We start from the raw sequence: 15,190 nt of genomic DNA, 5'->3' as shown, positions 1-15,190 counted from the left end.
CCATTGACCCCGGAGGCCATAATGAGCGCCGAACTTTCCCCTATCGTTTCAGAGTTTGAGACCAAAGAGCAGGCCGCCAGCTATGACCGTTGGTTCCGCGCCAAGGTCCAAGCTTCGCTTGACGACCCACGCCCGAATGTCCCGCACGATCAGGTGATGGCCGATATGCGAGCCCTCATCGAATCAAAGCGCAACAAACACGATGCTGGTTGAGTGGCGGCCCGAAGCACGGGCCGAACTCTGGCAAATCCTGAATTACATTGGCGACCGAAACTTCGTAGCGGCCAGCGAGCTATTTCAAGCCATTGAAGCTGCTACATCGGCCCTTCCCGAACATCCCTACCTTTATCGATTCGGTCGAGTGCCCGGCACTCGGGAGATTGTCGTGCATCCCAACTACCTGGTGGTTTACCGAGTGACGGATCGAATCGAGATATTGAGCGTGTTGCATGCTCGGCAGGAATATCCCTGATTACCAGGGTATTTCATCGCCGGTTGAAACCACCCCCAAAGCAGTCACTCGACACTTAACTAAAAACTGCTAGATTCACCGCTCGATTGGCACGACAAGGAATGTTCGTTCATGAAGTTTGGCTACCTGATCATCTACGTCAAGGATGTAGACGCCTCTCTCAAGTTCTTCTCATCGGCCTTCGGGCTCGGCGTTCGGTTCATCCATGAGTCCGGCACCTATGGCGAACTGGAAACCGGCGAAACCGCGCTGGCATTCGCCGCCGATGAACTGGCCGCATCGAACTTCAGCACCGGTCATGTCCCGGCGCACTCATCCCTCAAACCGCTAGGCATCGAAGTCGGGCTGGTGACCGGGGATGTTCCCGCGGCCCATGCCAAAGCGATTCAAGCAGGCGCCAGCGAAATTGCTGCCCCGACTACCAAGCCCTTGGGGCAAACCGTGTCTTACGTTCGATGCCCTGACGGAACGCTGGTTGAGCTGTGCACACCCGTAAACGCTACCGAGAGTGGGTCTTGAAAGCCGGGCGCGAAGCGAACCACGCAGACAAGTCTGGCAGTAACCTGCAAGTGGTCACGTCAACGGGCCCTTTGGCGATACTTGAAATCTCAGGGATTACGCCGCAACTCCGGGAGCTGGAAACGCAGGCCGTTGCCGAAGGCTTCAGGTTCCTCTCCCGGTTGATCGAGGAATGGGAAAGCGGTGCCAATCGATTCGATCAGCAGGGTGAGGGTCTTTTCGGGGCGTTCCGGAACGGGCGGCTGATTGCCATAGGAGGTCTTTCATCAGACCCATTTGCCGAACCGGATGTAGGGCGATTACGGCGGGTCTACGTCGCACGTGCATCAAGGGGCCAGAACGTGGGCAAAGCGTTGGTGCAGCACCTGCTGGAATTGGCGAGTGAGCATTTTCGCGTTGTGCGACTGTCCACGGACACACCCGAGGGCGCCGCCTTTTACCTGCGCTGCGGGTTCCAGCCGATCCAGGATGATTTTGCGACGCATATGAAGTCATTGGCGTTCTGAAAAAACCAAGGATGATTCAATGATGAATCATAAAAAAAACCTCATCAGTTGCCTGATATTTCCCATCGCCCCGGTCGGCGTCATTTTTCTGACCTGCGCCCTGTGCGGGGAAATCTGGGCAGAAAACTTCTACACACCCGGCGAGGACGGCGGAGAAGTCGAGCCCGCGCTGGCTCTCTTTATCATTCCGCTCCTGCTGGTCATTGCCGCATTTTTGTTTGCGGGCCTGACAGCGTTGACTCGATGGGTGGCGCGGCGTTTTGAACCCGGGGCCTGGTGGCGGTGGTTGATGGCGATTCCGCGCGTCGTCCTGGCAGCCATTGCGTTGTTTCTGTTTCTGCTTTCGACCGGTTTCCTGATGGGAGATGTGCTCGGTCCCTTCAGGTATTGGCAGGTGGCTTGCGCATGGGCAGCCAGCGCGGTGACCGCCGGGGCATTTGTGGTTCAGCAACTTTCACGTCTAAAGGAGTAGTCCTCAGGCCTCGGACAGGGTTCTGCCGAGCCATCTTCCGCATTCCGTATCGGCTATGTATTATCGACCTCGGCCCGATGCTGCCCGCCGCTCGCTCCCGTTGGGAAAGGTGAAAGCGTCTCCTCCTTCTACAAACCCTGTCGCCTCTCTTGACGGTCGAGGTTTGGCAACGCGAGCACCAAAGCATCTCGGCTACAGGAGCAGTCATGTTTTCAATCGAGCAAGCCAAGCAAATGGCCAGACAGTTGCGCGCCTCGCTGGAGGAACGCAATCAAGTGGTGACCCATTCCACTGCGCTGGAACTGGTCGCCCAGCAACTGGGCTACAAGGACTGGAACACCGCGTCAGCGATGCTTGCGCAGGCAAACACCCCGTCCACGCCTGCTGCAACGTTCGACAAACCCATTCCAATCTTGCGGATGTTCGACGAAGCCAAGGCGCGTGAGTTCTATCTGGATTTCCTGGGCTTTAGCGTCGAGTTCGAGCATCGTTTCGAGGCGGATTTGCCGCTGTACCTGGGCATCAGTCGCGACGGGCTGCAACTGCACCTTTCCGAGCACCACGGCGATGCCAGCCCGGGCTCGACGGTGTTCGTGCCCATGCACAACATCGAACTGCTCAGGGACGAATTGCAGGGCAAGCGCTACGGATACGGACGTCCGGATATTGTTCAGCAGGGCTGGGGCATGGAGCTGCAAGTCTACGACCCGTTCGGCAACCGGATTCGCTTCTGCCAGTATTGATCAGACGGTGCGGACCAGGGCGACCCGGTCCGTTTTGAACCACCCGGTATTAAGGATGGACACGGTATGACCACGCAGGACATTTCGCTTCAAGACATCGCCGCGCCTGAAGGCGTTTGTTATGGCTGCGGCAGCCAAAACCCGCACGGGCTGCACATCAAGAGCTTCTGGCATGAAGACGGGGTGCATGTCATGGCGCAGCACATGCCGGATGACAAGTACTGCGGCTGGCCGGGTCTGGTTTACGGCGGTTTGATCGCGATGCTGGTCGATTGCCACTCCAACTGGGCAGCGATGGCTTATCACTACCGGGCAGAACAGCGCGAGGTGGGCAGCTTGCCCCACATCACCTGCGTCACCGGTAACCTGGGCATCAAGTACATCAAGCCCACCCCGATGGGTGTCCCCCTGACACTGCGTGCAAAAGTCGAAGGCGAGGTCGGGCGTAAAAGTCGGGTTATTTGCGAGGTCTTCGCCGGGGATGTCCTGACCGCTGTCGGGGACTCCACGTTTGTCCGCGTCGATACCGAGCAACTCAGGGCCACTGCGCAAGCAGAAAACGGCACCGGGCCACTAATGTAGGAGCGAGCTCGCTCGCGATGGACTCATAGGCGCAGCGTTCAACCAGTAAACACGCGTTATCGTTAACGACCATCGCGAGCAGGCTCGCTCCTACAGGTGGAAGCAGGCAGCCATCAGGGGCGCCGCGCAAGCAGAAAACGGAACCGGGCCACTGTAGGAGCGAGCTTGCTCGCGATGGACTCACAGGCGCAGCGTTCAACCAGTGAACACGCGTTATCGTTAACGACCATCGCGAGCGAGCTCGCTCCTACAGGTGGAGGCAGTCGGCCATCAGTACTGCGCACGCAGGCTCAGGGTCAGGGTGCGCGGGTCGCCGTAGAAGTTGGTGCCCCAGGAGGCATCGACGCGGTCGTAGTACTTGCGGTCGAACAGGTTGTTGGCGGTCAGTGTCGACGACAGGTGTTCGTTGAACTTGTAGCCGACTTGCGCCGAGGTAACAGCATAGCCGCCTTGATGGAACTTCACGTCACGCTGGTAGTAGGTGTCGCTGACCACACGCACGCCACCGCCGACGCTGAAGTCCTTGAGCGGGCCGTCGGTGAACTCGTACTTGGTCCACAGGTTGAAGTTGTGCTTGGGCGTGATGGTGCTGAAGGTCTTGCCTTTGTTGGCCTGGTCGCCGTCCAGGAACTTGGTGGAGGTGTAGGCGTAACCGGTGACGATGCTCCAGTTGTCGGTCAGGTTGCCGCTCAGCTCGGTTTCCCAACCCTCGCTGCGTGCCTTGCCTTCGGTCATGTAGGCACCGGAGGTGTTGTCGTATTCGGCGCGGTTTTCATCGTAGATGCGAAAGGCGGCGATGCTGGCGTTCAGGCGACCGTCGTAGAATTCGCGCTTGAGGCCGATTTCGTATTGCTTGCCTTCGCGCGGGCCGACCGGCTCGCCGTTTGTGCCGATTTCGCTCTGCGGTTTGAACACGCCGGTGTAGCTGAAGTAGGTCGACAGTTCAGGGGTGATCTTGCCGATGATGGCGCCGTACGGCACGACCTTGCGGTTGATGCTGGTGTGGGCTTCGCCGAAGTTGTTGAAGAAGGCGTTGGCGTTCTTCGCATCGCTTTCGTACCAGGTGACGCGGCTGCCGCCGATGACATCGAGCCAGTCGGTGACGTTGAATTTGGCGCGGGTGTAGACGCCGTACTGATCGGACTTGGACCAGTTGCCGTTGACGTGCGCATAGTCATTGCGGGGAATGTCGATGCTGCCCGGATTCCACACGTTGATCGGGAAGTACTCGCCGCCGCCGTAGGTGAAATCCTTGTCCAGGTGCTGGTACTCGGCACCCACGGTGAACTCGTGTCGGCGATCGGCGAACTCGAACGGCGTGGTGACAAAGCTGTCGACGCCGACGGTCTTGATGTGGGTGTAGTAGTCGTAGGCCACGGCCCAGCTGTCACCGGTGGCCGGGTCGACCGCGCCGTCGGCCCAGGTGAAGTTACGCTCCGGGGTTTCGGCATCGCGGTAGGTCAGGGTGGTCTTGAACTGACCGCCGTTGTCCAGTTCGTGGTCGAGTTCGGCGAAGGATTCCCAGACTTTTTCGTTGAGGGTGTTCCACTTGGCATCGACGAAGGTCGAGCGCGGCACGTCGAGCAATGAGCCGTCGGCGTAGGCCGGCAGGCCGAAGGCCGGGGTGGAGTTGTTCTTCTGGTAAGCGCCGCCGACCGACAGGGTGGTGGCCGGGTCGAGGTCGAATTCCAGGCGACCGTAGACCATCGGGCGTTCGTTCTGCGCGTAGTCGACGAAAGACTGGTTGTTCTCGTAGGCGGTGATGAAACGACCGCGCACGGTGCCCTGTTCGTTCAACGGGCCGGTGACATCCACCGAAGAACGGTAGCGATCGTAAGAGCCGGCAGCCAGCTCGCCACCGAGGGCGAATTTGCTCAGGGCGCGCTTGCGCACCACGTTGATCGTACCGCCGGGTTCGCCCGCGCCCTGGTACAGGCCCGACGGGCCGCGCAGCACTTCGATGCGGTCGTACATCGCCAGGTCGAAACTGGTGGCCATGTCGCCCTGGCCGGTGGGCTGCGAGACGCCGTCGACCTGCACCTGGTCGACGAGGAAGCCACGCATGTAGACGTCATTGAGGCTGGAGCCGGAGTTGTAGGTCTTGATGGTCACGCCGGTGACCTGACGCATGGCGTCCTGCAGGCTGTTCAGGTTCTGGTCGTCCATGCGCTGGCGCGTGACGACGGACACCGACTGCGGGATGTCCTTGAGCTTGATGTTGCCTTTGCCGATGGTGACTTCATTGGTGGTGTAGGAGTGCGAACCTTCGGTGGTTGGCCCCAGCGCCACGCCGGTGATGGACGTCGCACCCAGTTGCAATGCACTGGAGTCACCGGCCGATGGCACCAGCGACACGGTGTTGCCATTCAACTGAAAATTGATGCCGCTCCCCAGCAGCAAGGTTTTCAGTGCCTGTTCCGGTTCCATGTTGCCGGACACCGCCGTGGACTTGATGCCGTTGACCATGTCCTGGCTGTAGAGAATCTGCAGGTTGGTCTGCTGGCCCAGTTGGCGCAATGCACTGGCCAGTGACTGAGCCGGTACATTGACGTTCACCGGGGCTGCCTCGACCTGGGACGTACCCAGCAGCAACAGGGTCAGCAGCGCGCCCGGCACGACCGTTCGGAATTTCTTTTGCCGTTCGATGGCTAACGCCAAGGGTGCGCGGGACAGAGTAAGGCTTTGCATTGCTCGAATCGCTCCAGAATGGTGTGTGCAGTTTTTTAGTTAATGATAATTATTATTAGACGGACCACTTTGGCTAAACCGGAAAACAAACTTCAAAAAACAATGATTTGCGTGCGGCCACGGCGCTCAGGCGGTTGCGCGCTCGGTGACGACACGGCCCGATTCCATGCGCACCAGTTGATCGGCCATATCGAAATAACGGTCGTCGTGGGAGATGACGATGATGGTTTTGCCCAGGCGTTTGAGGTCCGGCAGCAGCTCGGTGTAGAAGATGCGGCGGAAGGTCGGGTCCTGGTCGGCGGCCCATTCGTCGAACACCAGCACCGGGCGTTCTTCCAGCCAGGCATTGACCAGCGCCAGGCGCTTGCGCTGGCCGGTGGACAGGTCGGTGGTGGTGAAGCTGCCGTCCCTGACGCTGACCTTGTGCGCGATCTCCAGCCGTTGCAGGTAGGCGTTGGCATCTTCGGGGATGTGCTGGTCGCCCTGGACCACGTCATCGAACAGGTAGTAATCGGCAAAAATCGTAGTGAACAATTGGCGATAGTCGTCGCGATTGTGCGCATCGATGCCTTGGCCGTTGAGCAGGATCGAACCCTGTTGCGGCGCGTAGAGGCCCAGCAGCAACTTGATCAGGGTGGTCTTGCCGCAGCCGTTTTCGCCGACGATGAAAATGATGTCGCCTTGCTCGATGGTCAGGTTCACCGGGCCCAGGCGAAACGCGTCACTGCCCGGTGCGGCGGGGAAGGCGTAGCTGACGTTGTTCAGTTGCAGGCGGTCGACCACGGTTGGCCGGATGCCGTTGTCGTTGAGCAGCAGGTGCGGCTCGGGCGAGGAAAACTGGCTGGACAGTTCGGCAATGCGGCGGAAGGCAATCCGCGCCCGGCTCACGATCGGCAAGGTGCTGACCAGATGCTCGATCGGGCCTTTCATGTACAGCAACACCAGCACGAAACCGCTCATCACCGCTTGGTCGGCGCTCGGCCAGAACGATTGCAGCGCCAGCGCCAGGCCGATGACCACGAAGAACAACATCGAGCCCAGCGTCTTGGCGATCACGAAGGTGTTGATCGAACGCACCTGGGTGTTACAGATGAAATCGGCGGTGCCCTGGATGCCCTTGACGAACATGCGCTGGCGGCGCGGGCGGTGGATGCGCAACTCCTTGGCTCCGCCGGCAATGGCGTTGTAGTGCTTTTGCAAATCGTCTTCGGCATCGCGGGCGGCCATGAAACCCTGGATGCCCTTGCCCTGCGCATAGAACTGGATGCCGGTGCCGATGGCAATTGCCAGCACCATCATCAGGAACATCGGCCACGACAACATCGCCAGGTAACCCATGCAGCCAAGGGTCACGGTCAGGGAAATCGCCAGCGGCGCGAAGGCGAAGGCGAAGTCGCTGATGGTGTCGACGTCGTGGGTCAGCACTGGGATCAGCCGATGGCTGCGGTAGCGCTCGATCTGCTCGATGGGCGCCGAAAGGACTTTCTCCCCCAGCGTTTTGCGCAGCCTGGCAATGATGTGCTGGCCAACATAGTTGGTGCCGATGTCGGAGCAGATCGAACTGCCCAGGGCCAGCAGGCACAGGCCGCCGAACAGCGCGACCACGCCTTGGGTCAGGCCGTGCGGCGAATGCAGCGCGTTGTTGATGGTGGCCAGCAACACCGTCACGCTCAGGCCACCCACCATGCCCAGGAAAATGGACGCGGCGACGATCAGTCGAAACGGTTTCAGCAGGGCCAGTAATTCGCCGATGGCGCCTCGGGTAGGCTGGGTCATGGCAGACAGTTCCTTGGGTCGTAAGGCAGATACCCAGTAGAACGTCTGGTGAAGGGCTTAATTTAAACGGTGGGAGACAGGTGGTGCCAAACCTGTGGGAGCGGGCTTGCTCGCGAAAGCGGTGGATCAGAAAAGTTGATGTTGGCTGACACGACGCCTTCGCGAGCAAGCCCGCTCCCACAAGGGCAAGGGGGGTCAGAGAGTGCGTACGACGCGAAAACCGATCCAGTCGCCACGGGTTTGCGGGTCGATGTCATTGCGGTTACCCGAGCGGGAAAACACCGGTGCTTCGCCCCAGTCGTTGCCACGGATGCGCAGGGTGTCGCAGTTCGGTTCGGTCCAGGCGCTGCCATCGGTGGGAGCGCCGACGTAGTCCGGGTGGTAGCAGTCGGCGATCCACTCGTAGACGTTACCGTGCATGTCGTACATGCCGAAGGCGTTGGGCGGGTAGCTGCCGACCGGTGAACTGTAGCTGTAGCCATCGGTGGGGCCGTAGGTGTTGGCGTGGGTGGCGATGCTGTACTCGGTACCGGGGTCGAACGGGAAGGGGAAGGGCCCCGTTGACCCTGCGCGGGCGGCGTATTCGCGCTGGGCCTCGCTGACGATGTGGTAGTGCTGGCCGGTCTTCATCGACAGCCAGGCGACGTAGGCACTGACCTCGGCGAAGTTCATGCACACTGCCGGCTGGCGCGGGCTCTGTGGATAACGCGGCTTGCTGTTGATGCACTCGCGGCCGGGGCGGGTGTCGCCATCGGGCAGGGTGATTCCGGTTTCCTTGAGGTACTGGTCCCATTCGCCAGCGGTGATCTGGTAGCGGCTCATGGCGAACGGCTTGTCGAACGTCACCTCATGCATCGGGCCTTCATCAGGCTCACGGCCGACTTCGTCTTCCGGGGTGCCCATGGTGAATGTGCCGGCGGGCAGCACGACCATTTCCGGGCAGTTACGGCAATCCTTGAAGACCTTGCCCGGCAGCGGCGCCGTATACGCCTGGGCGAGGCCGGGCATGGCACTGCCGAGCAATGCCAGCAGCATCAGGGCGCCCAGGCCTTTGGAACGCCCCCTGTTCAGGATGTTTTTCATAAGGGTTCTCGCTAAAGGGAATCGGCGGTTCAGAGCTTGCTGGCCATCAGTTCCATCAACTTGTCGACGTGTGCTTGGGTATTGAGCAGCCCCGGCGACACACGAATGATCGGCCCGACATCACGGTCCACGGCGTCACACACCACGCGCTGATCCATCAGGAAGTTGGCGACTTCGTCGCAGTCCTGGTTCTTGATGCGGAAGAAGGTGAAACCGGCGGAATACTCCGGCGACAGCGGCGTGACCAGCTCCACCGACGGGTGTGCCTGCAAGCGTTTTTTCAGGTAGCTGTTGATGTCGTGAATGCGCGTCGCGACCTCGGCCTTGCCCAGCTCCAGGTGCAATTTGAAAGCTTCGGTCAGTGCCCAGCGGTGTTCGAACGAGTGGTAGCCGCCGTAGGTCATCACGGTGGAAAACTGGGTGGCTTCAGAAAAGGTCGGGATGGTCGGGGTCACGTCCTTGAGCTCGTCGGAGCGGGCGCAGATGATCCCCGTGCCCCGTGGGCCGAACATCCATTTGTGGGTGCCGGCAATGAAGAAATCGCAGTGCATGTCCGGGAAGTCGACGTTCTCCACGCCGAAGCCGTGTACGCCATCGATCACGTAGAGGATGCGGTCCTTGTCGGCGCGGCCACGGTTTTTCTCCTCCACCAGTTTGCCGATCTCGCCGATGGGCAGCTTCACGCCGCTGCCGGAATGCACCCAGGTCATGCCCAGTACACGGGTTTCGGGGCGAATGTTGCGTTCAATCGCGGCCAGCACTTCGGCGGTCGAGACCTTGTACGGGTCTTCGAACAATTTGATCTTGCGAACCTGGGTGCCGTCCTTTTGGGTGCGGTATTCGAACACGCTGTTGGCGGCGTAGTGTTCGTGTTCGCTGGTGAGGATCTCCTGGTCCGGGCGCACGTGGATACCGGCGTAGATCATCGCCAGGCCTTCGGTGGTGCTGCCGGTCAGGGCGATCTGCGACGGCTTGGCCTTCAAGTAGCGACCGGCCCACACGCGCACCTCTTCTTCGCGGCGTTCGGTTTCGCCGCGATGCCAGTCCATGGCCAGGCCCGGGTTGCGATCGAGATTGGCGCGATGCATCTCGATGGCTTCACGCACGGGAAGCGGGTGCGAGGTCACCAGGAAGTTGGCGAAGTGCAGGTAGTTCGGGTCCTGCGTGAACAGTTGGCGCAACTGGTCCCATTTGTCCTTGGGCAACGGCGCGGGGCTGGCGGCGTGTGCGGGCAGGCTCACGGCGGAGGCCAGGGGAATGCCGGCCGCCAGAATGCCGGCCTGCTTGAGGAATGAACGACGGTTGGTCATGGATTCGGTTCGCTTTGGCAATAGATAAGAATCAGTGCTGGACCACAGGCCGGGAGGACTTCTGCACCTGGTCCCAGACCCGCAGGAAGTTGCCGCCCCAGAGTTTGGCGATGTCGGCGTCGCTGTAGCCGCGGCTGATCAGTTCGGCGGTCACGTTGCGGGCCTCGCTGACGTCTTTCCAACCGTCCAGGCCGCCGCCGTCGTTGAAGTCGGAACTGATGCCGACGTGGTCGATGCCGATTTTTTTCACTGTGTAGTCGATTGCATCGCCGTAATCCTTGAGGGTGGCCTTGGGTTCTTCGTCGAGGATCGAATAGAGCTGGCTGGCGTATTCGCCGAAACGCTGCTCGGGCCAGACGGTGATGACCGGGTCGCCGGGCATCAATGCCATCTCCAGACCTTGCAGCGGTTGCAGGTCGAAACGGGCGCGCAGGGCGTTGAGTTTGTCCTGGGTGGCCTGGCTCAGCGGGCGGATATAGGTGGGGAAGCCGACGATCTGCACCACGCCGCCGCTGTGCTTGATCAATTGCATTTCCGTGTCGCTGAGGTTGCGCGGGATGTCCACCAGGGCGCGCGGTGCCGAGTGGGAGGCGACCATCGGCGTGCGGCTCAATTGCGCCACTTGCTCCAGGGCCTTGGTCGACATCTGCGACACATCGATGATCACGCCCAGGTCATTGAGGCGATGCACCGCTTGCTTGCCGATGTCCGACAGCCCGCCCAAGGCATCCCGGGAATCGTTGAAGAACGGCAGCGGCCGCGACGAATCGGCCCAGGCGTTGTTGCCCACGTAGCTGAAGCCGAACATGCGCATGCCGCGCGCAGCCCACTTGTCCAGGGCATTGAGGTCATTGCCCAGCGGATAGGCGTTGAGCATGCTGATGAACACCGCGAACTTGCCTTCGCCGTGCAGGCGGCGCAAGTCGTCGGGGGTGTAGGCGATGGCCACTTGATTGGGGAAGTCACGCACCATCGCGCTGATGATCTTGTAGCGGGTTTCCTGCTCAAAGCGGGCTTCGTCGACGAAGCCGGCGGTAGGGCGATGGGGCGCGTTGGGACCGTTCCAGATTTCCGGCCAGCCGAAAATCGTCAGGGCTGCACCGGACAAGCGCCCGCGCCCGGTCTTGACCAGGTCGAACTGGCCTTCACCATCCTTGTCGACTTCGTTGCCGGCGGTGCCGAAGTCCATGGGCACGGTGATGTGGCTGTCGAACGAGAGAATGCGTTCCTGCAGTTGCTCGGCCTGTTTCATCACCTTGACCGGGTAGCCGGGGTTGTCCCTGAACCAGTGATCCCAGACCGCGAAGCCTGCACCCGCGCTGATCGCCAGGGCCAGCGGTAGGCCGATGAAAAGAGCCTTTTTCGAACGTGGTTTTGTCATTGCCGTCTCAGTCAGGTTCGCCGCCCCGGATCAGGCGCAGGGGCCTTTGCTATCTGGGGGGAACGAGTGGCTGATCCAATAATTTAGGTGTTTGTGCCGGCCTCTTCGCGAGCAAGCCCGCTCCCACAGGTGACCGCATTCCAATGTGGGAGCGAGCTTGCTCGCGATGCTCTTAAATTCTGCGGGGCAACAAACGTTCTAGCTTGGATAAAGCCTGCTCCATGGCTGACACAGGTAGGGCAATGACGATTTCTCGACGATGGTTCCTCGCGGGTCTGGCGCTGACCGGTGCCGCCGTGCCGGCGGTGTATTACGGGCATCGCGAACTGACCAGGCCGGACCCGACGATCACCCCAGGCGAAGCTTCGTTCGAGGTGGCGGATGTTGCCGGCCAACGCTTGGCGGATACCTTGCGCGGGGTCTGGCAGATTCGTTTCGAAGGTCGTGACGCCGGCATCGAAGGTTTGCCCCTCGAAGGCCTGGAAGTGTTCCTCGACATCGGCCACAAGGGGCGCGGTGTCAGTGGTTATCTCGACACCGCCGAGCGTTTGCGCTCCACCGAAACGCCCCGTTACCGGGTGCTCGGCGATCTGTCCGGGACCAACCCGAAGCAGCTGGGTTGGCGTCTGCTGGGCGCCAGCGGCTGTTGCGATTACGAGTTCGACATGACCCTGGACGAGGTCTGGGCCGGTTTCGGTAATGCTGGCAGCGGCAGTCTCAGTGGACGTGTGCTGGACCTGAATCGGCCACTGATGCTGACCGCCCAGGACAATCGCTTCATCGCCGTCAAACGGGTATTCCCTGAAGCTCGCGAGCGCGCCGGCCTCAATCCGACCCTGCTCGCCTGGCTGGTATCGCCGGAGCACAGGTTGTTCCACCAGCTCTGGCATGCCTCCCGGGACAAGTGGCACAAGCTGTCCGAAGACCAGCGCGGCGCCTTGCGCGGGCTCGGCTGGCAACCCGGACCGCGGGACCAGGAGCGCGATGCCCGAGGTGTGCGCAAGGATCGCAACGGTTCTGGCGTGGACTTTTTCTTCATGCACCGGCACATGCTCGGCACCGCGCGTTCGATGCAGGACCTGCCGTCCTGGACGCACTTCCCGTTGCCGCAACCGGAGCTGGCGCGGGACCGGCTCGGCTTTGCGCGTTACTTCGACAATCACGACGGCACCGCGCTGCCGCCGACCTGGCTGGCCGAGGACGATGACGAGTACACGCAATGGGTCAGCGACATCAAGACCGGCGAGACGTATCACAGCAATTTTCAGGTCTGGGAATCCCGCTACCGCGATCCGCGTTACCTGTCGACGCTGACCCTCGGCCAGTTCGGCTCGGAGGTCGAACTGGGCCTGCACGACTGGCTGCACATGCGCTGGGCTTCGGTGCCGCGTGATCCGTCCAACGGTCAGCCGGTGCCGTTCGCCCGGGATCCGGCGGACTTTTCCGCGCGCTGGTTTGCACCGGAAAACGATTTTCTCGGCGACCCGTTTTCCTCCCATGTCAGCCCGGTGTTCTGGCATTTCCATGGCTGGATCGACGATCGCCTGGAAGACTGGTTCCGCGCCCACGAGCGGTTTCATCCGGGGCAGGTCAGTCGGCTGCAGGTCAACGGCGTGCAATGGTTCGCGCCGGGACGCTGGGTCGAGATCGACGACCCGTGGCTCGGCCCGAGCACCCACGGTTGCAGCACCACACCGGGGTTGCAGGCTGGCAAGTCAGTGGAAATGGACCCGGAAACCATGAAGCTGGCGTTGCGCATTACCTTTGGCGAGGACGAGACGAAACTGAAGGATTTGTTCCGCAAAGTGCCGCAGCGGCCGTGGTATGCGCGCAATCTGAAGGCTAAGCAAAGCCAGGCTTGATACCGCGTTATCGTTCAATCGCGAGCAAGCTCGCTCCCACATTTGAACCTGGTCGTACACAGACTTTGTGTTCACTGACGATCCACTGTGGGAGCGAGCTTGCTCGCGAAGGCGTCCTGTCAGGCAATGTTGATGTTGGATGTGCCGGCGCCTTCGCGAGCAAGCCCGCTCCCACAGGGTTTTGTGTTTGCCGCATGATCCGGGCACGACGCATGACCTGTGGGAGCGAGCTTGCTCGCGATGGCGTCCTGACAGGCAATGTTGATGTTGGATGTGCCGGCCCCTTCGCGAGCAAGCCCGCTCCCACAGGGTTTTGTGTTTGCCGCATGATCCGGGCACGACGCATAACCTGTGGGAGCGAGCTTGCTCGCGATGGCGTCCTGACAGGCGCCACGACTAAAGAACCTGCCACCCCCCACCCAAAGCCTTGTACAGGGCAATACTCGCCTGCATCCGCGACAACCGCAGCTGCACGTTCAAATCCTGCGCCGCGTACAAGGTGCGCTGGGTCTCCAGCACCGTCAGCAAATCCTCGGCCCCGGCCTGATAACGGCTTTGCGCGATATTGAAGGCGGTCTGCGCCTGGCTCAGTTCTTCACTCTGCCACCCGCGCTGCTCATCCAGTCCGTGAATGCTGTTGAGGGCTTTTTCGACGTCGGCGAAGCCGTTGATGATCGCGCCGCGATAGGTTTCCAGCAGTTCTTGCTGACGCGCCGTGGCCTTGTCGCGCTGGGCGCCGAGGCGGCCATTGTTGAACACCGGCGCAAGCAGCCCGGCGGTGAGGTTGTAGAAGGGGCTGCGCAGGATGTCGTCGGCCCGGTCGGCACCGGAGCCGATTTCGGCGGTGAGGGTTACGGTCGGCAGCATCGCGGCCCGGGCGACGGTGACGTCGGCCTGGGCCGCGGCCAGTTGCGCCTCGGCCCGGGCAATGTCCGGACGGCGGCTGAGCAACTGGCTGGGTACCCCGGCGTCAATCGCAGGCCAGGTCAGTTGATCGAAGCGTTCCTGACCCAGCGACAGCGCCTGAACCGGGCGGCCGAGCAGGGCGGCGAGGCTGATCCGTGCATCCTCGGCCTGTTGCTGCACCAGCGGCAGCTGGCGTTGCTGCGCCGCCACCAGGCTTTTTTGCTGTGCCAGTTCCAGGGCTGTGGCCGAACCCGAATCGAAACGGGTCTGCACCAGTTTCAACACGTTCTGGGCATTGGCCAGATTCAACTCGGCGATGCGGCTCTGCTCCTGCAACGACAAGGCTTGCGCGTAACCGTTGGCCACACCGCTGAGCAACGTCAGTTCCACGGTGGCCTGATCGAACTCGCTGGCTTTGAGACTGAATTGCGCGCTGTCGCGGCTGGCCCGCTGGCCACCCCAGAAATCTATTTCGTAGCTGGCAACCAGGTTCGCCGTGAAGTAGTCGACGGCGTCGTTATCGCTGTCGGCATCGAGCTGGCTGTAGCCGCTGCCGCGCAGCAATTTCTGGCGGTTGGCGTTGACCCCTGCCTTGACTTCGGGCAGTTGCGAGCCGCCGGCAATCACCGTGTCGGCCTGGGCCTGGCGCACTCTGGCGATGGCCGCGGCCAGGTCGTAACTGCCGAGCCGCGCCTGTTCGATCAGGCGACCCAGTTGCGGGCTGCCGAAGCGGTTCCACCATTGCTGGTTGTCATGGACAGCGCCTGCGGTGTGCCGGGATTGCCAGGCAGCCGGCGGCTGGACGCCGCTGTCGGGGCGCTGTGGCGGGGTGCCGCAGGCGCCGAGCAACAGGCACAGGGTTAACACACTGAGTGGCGGCTTCATCAATC

The 15,190-nt window shown here is 61.4% G+C and carries 14 protein-coding genes; 8 read left to right on the top strand and 6 right to left on the bottom strand.

The features are described 5' to 3' along the window. Window positions 1-21: 21 nt before the first annotated feature. The 7 genes from PspS34_RS19420 (at window position 22) to PspS34_RS19390 (ending at window position 3,294) form a co-directional block, all read left to right on the top strand. A complete protein-coding gene (locus PspS34_RS19420; RefSeq protein ID WP_154861482.1) occupies window positions 22-213 on the top strand; it encodes an antitoxin in 192 nt (63 codons plus the stop codon). After that, on the top strand, window positions 203-472 hold the full coding sequence (locus PspS34_RS19415) for a type II toxin-antitoxin system RelE/ParE family toxin (protein ID WP_046043167.1): 270 nt from the start codon (window positions 203-205) through the stop codon (window positions 470-472). Before PspS34_RS19420 ends, PspS34_RS19415 begins: the two co-directional genes overlap by 11 nt. A 111-nt stretch (window positions 473-583) precedes the next feature. Then, entirely contained in the window at window positions 584-991 is a 408-nt protein-coding gene (locus PspS34_RS19410) for a VOC family protein (RefSeq protein ID WP_159390279.1), read from the top strand. Between the two features lie 50 nt (window positions 992-1,041). Further along, window positions 1,042-1,497 carry a GNAT family N-acetyltransferase gene (locus tag PspS34_RS19405; RefSeq protein ID WP_154947203.1) on the top strand — a complete coding sequence of 152 codons (456 nt, stop codon included), beginning with the start codon at window positions 1,042-1,044 and terminating at the stop codon, window positions 1,495-1,497. Window positions 1,498-1,516: 19 nt separating this feature from the next. Continuing rightward, window positions 1,517-1,969 (top strand): hypothetical protein, encoded by a 453-nt coding sequence (locus tag PspS34_RS19400; RefSeq protein WP_154947189.1) that lies wholly within the window; start codon window positions 1,517-1,519, stop codon window positions 1,967-1,969. A gap of 206 nt (window positions 1,970-2,175) precedes the next feature. Further along, the gene (locus tag PspS34_RS19395) at window positions 2,176-2,712 is read left to right on the top strand and encodes a glyoxalase superfamily protein (protein WP_154947190.1); all 537 of its coding nucleotides are present in this window, start codon (window positions 2,176-2,178) and stop codon (window positions 2,710-2,712) included. Between the two features lie 66 nt (window positions 2,713-2,778). Then, window positions 2,779-3,294: a PaaI family thioesterase gene (locus PspS34_RS19390; protein ID WP_154947191.1), complete on the top strand. Its 516-nt coding sequence runs from the start codon at window positions 2,779-2,781 to the stop codon at window positions 3,292-3,294. A gap of 270 nt (window positions 3,295-3,564) precedes the next feature. Here PspS34_RS19390 and PspS34_RS19385 read toward each other — a convergent pair whose 3' ends face one another. The 5 genes from PspS34_RS19385 to pvdM form a co-directional block, all read right to left on the bottom strand. Beyond that, on the bottom strand, window positions 3,565-5,982 hold the full coding sequence (locus tag PspS34_RS19385) for a TonB-dependent siderophore receptor (protein WP_154947192.1): 2,418 nt from the start codon (window positions 5,980-5,982) through the stop codon (window positions 3,565-3,567). A gap of 126 nt (window positions 5,983-6,108) precedes the next feature. Next, window positions 6,109-7,758: a cyclic peptide export ABC transporter gene (locus tag PspS34_RS19380; protein ID WP_090456901.1), complete on the bottom strand. Its 1,650-nt coding sequence runs from the start codon at window positions 7,756-7,758 to the stop codon at window positions 6,109-6,111. Between the two features lie 195 nt (window positions 7,759-7,953). Then, complete coding sequence (locus PspS34_RS19375) at window positions 7,954-8,841, bottom strand: formylglycine-generating enzyme family protein (protein WP_154861477.1); 888 nt, start codon at window positions 8,839-8,841, stop codon at window positions 7,954-7,956. Window positions 8,842-8,870: 29 nt separating this feature from the next. Further along, window positions 8,871-10,151: an aminotransferase class V-fold PLP-dependent enzyme gene (locus tag PspS34_RS19370; protein ID WP_154947193.1), complete on the bottom strand. Its 1,281-nt coding sequence runs from the start codon at window positions 10,149-10,151 to the stop codon at window positions 8,871-8,873. A gap of 31 nt (window positions 10,152-10,182) precedes the next feature. Beyond that, complete coding sequence (gene pvdM, locus PspS34_RS19365; protein ID WP_150815294.1) at window positions 10,183-11,532, bottom strand: pyoverdine-tailoring dipeptidase-like protein PvdM; 1,350 nt, start codon at window positions 11,530-11,532, stop codon at window positions 10,183-10,185. A gap of 242 nt (window positions 11,533-11,774) precedes the next feature. Between pvdM and PspS34_RS19360 the strand changes: the two genes are divergently transcribed. Continuing rightward, entirely contained in the window at window positions 11,775-13,394 is a 1,620-nt protein-coding gene (locus PspS34_RS19360; protein WP_154947194.1) for a PvdJ/PvdD/PvdP-like protein, read from the top strand. A gap of 396 nt (window positions 13,395-13,790) precedes the next feature. Here the strand turns inward: PspS34_RS19360 and PspS34_RS19355 are convergent, their stop codons facing one another. Next, entirely contained in the window at window positions 13,791-15,185 is a 1,395-nt protein-coding gene (locus PspS34_RS19355) for an efflux transporter outer membrane subunit (protein WP_154947195.1), read from the bottom strand. Window positions 15,186-15,190: the final 5 nt, after the last annotated feature.

Origin of the sequence: Pseudomonas sp. S34 (assembly GCF_009866745.1) — a bacterium.
Lineage (GTDB): Bacteria > Pseudomonadota > Gammaproteobacteria > Pseudomonadales > Pseudomonadaceae > Aquipseudomonas > Aquipseudomonas jessenii.
Note: the sequence above shows the minus strand (reverse complement) of the source record. Positions and strands in the feature narration are given on the sequence as shown.

Coding starts and splice junctions, on each gene's coding strand:
- PspS34_RS19420 (WP_154861482.1), top strand. CDS start 22: ATGAGCGCCGAACTTTCCCCTATCGTTTCAGAGTTTGAGACCAAAGAG.
- PspS34_RS19415 (WP_046043167.1), top strand. CDS start 203: ATGCTGGTTGAGTGGCGGCCCGAAGCACGGGCCGAACTCTGGCAAATC.
- PspS34_RS19410 (WP_159390279.1), top strand. CDS start 584: ATGAAGTTTGGCTACCTGATCATCTACGTCAAGGATGTAGACGCCTCT.
- PspS34_RS19400 (WP_154947189.1), top strand. CDS start 1,517: ATGATGAATCATAAAAAAAACCTCATCAGTTGCCTGATATTTCCCATC.
- PspS34_RS19395 (WP_154947190.1), top strand. CDS start 2,176: ATGTTTTCAATCGAGCAAGCCAAGCAAATGGCCAGACAGTTGCGCGCC.
- PspS34_RS19390 (WP_154947191.1), top strand. CDS start 2,779: ATGACCACGCAGGACATTTCGCTTCAAGACATCGCCGCGCCTGAAGGC.
- PspS34_RS19385 (WP_154947192.1), bottom strand. CDS start 5,982: ATGCAAAGCCTTACTCTGTCCCGCGCACCCTTGGCGTTAGCCATCGAA.
- PspS34_RS19380 (WP_090456901.1), bottom strand. CDS start 7,758: ATGACCCAGCCTACCCGAGGCGCCATCGGCGAATTACTGGCCCTGCTG.
- PspS34_RS19375 (WP_154861477.1), bottom strand. CDS start 8,841: ATGAAAAACATCCTGAACAGGGGGCGTTCCAAAGGCCTGGGCGCCCTG.
- PspS34_RS19370 (WP_154947193.1), bottom strand. CDS start 10,151: ATGACCAACCGTCGTTCATTCCTCAAGCAGGCCGGCATTCTGGCGGCC.
- pvdM (WP_150815294.1), bottom strand. CDS start 11,532: ATGACAAAACCACGTTCGAAAAAGGCTCTTTTCATCGGCCTACCGCTG.
- PspS34_RS19360 (WP_154947194.1), top strand. CDS start 11,775: ATGACGATTTCTCGACGATGGTTCCTCGCGGGTCTGGCGCTGACCGGT.
- PspS34_RS19355 (WP_154947195.1), bottom strand. CDS start 15,185: ATGAAGCCGCCACTCAGTGTGTTAACCCTGTGCCTGTTGCTCGGCGCC.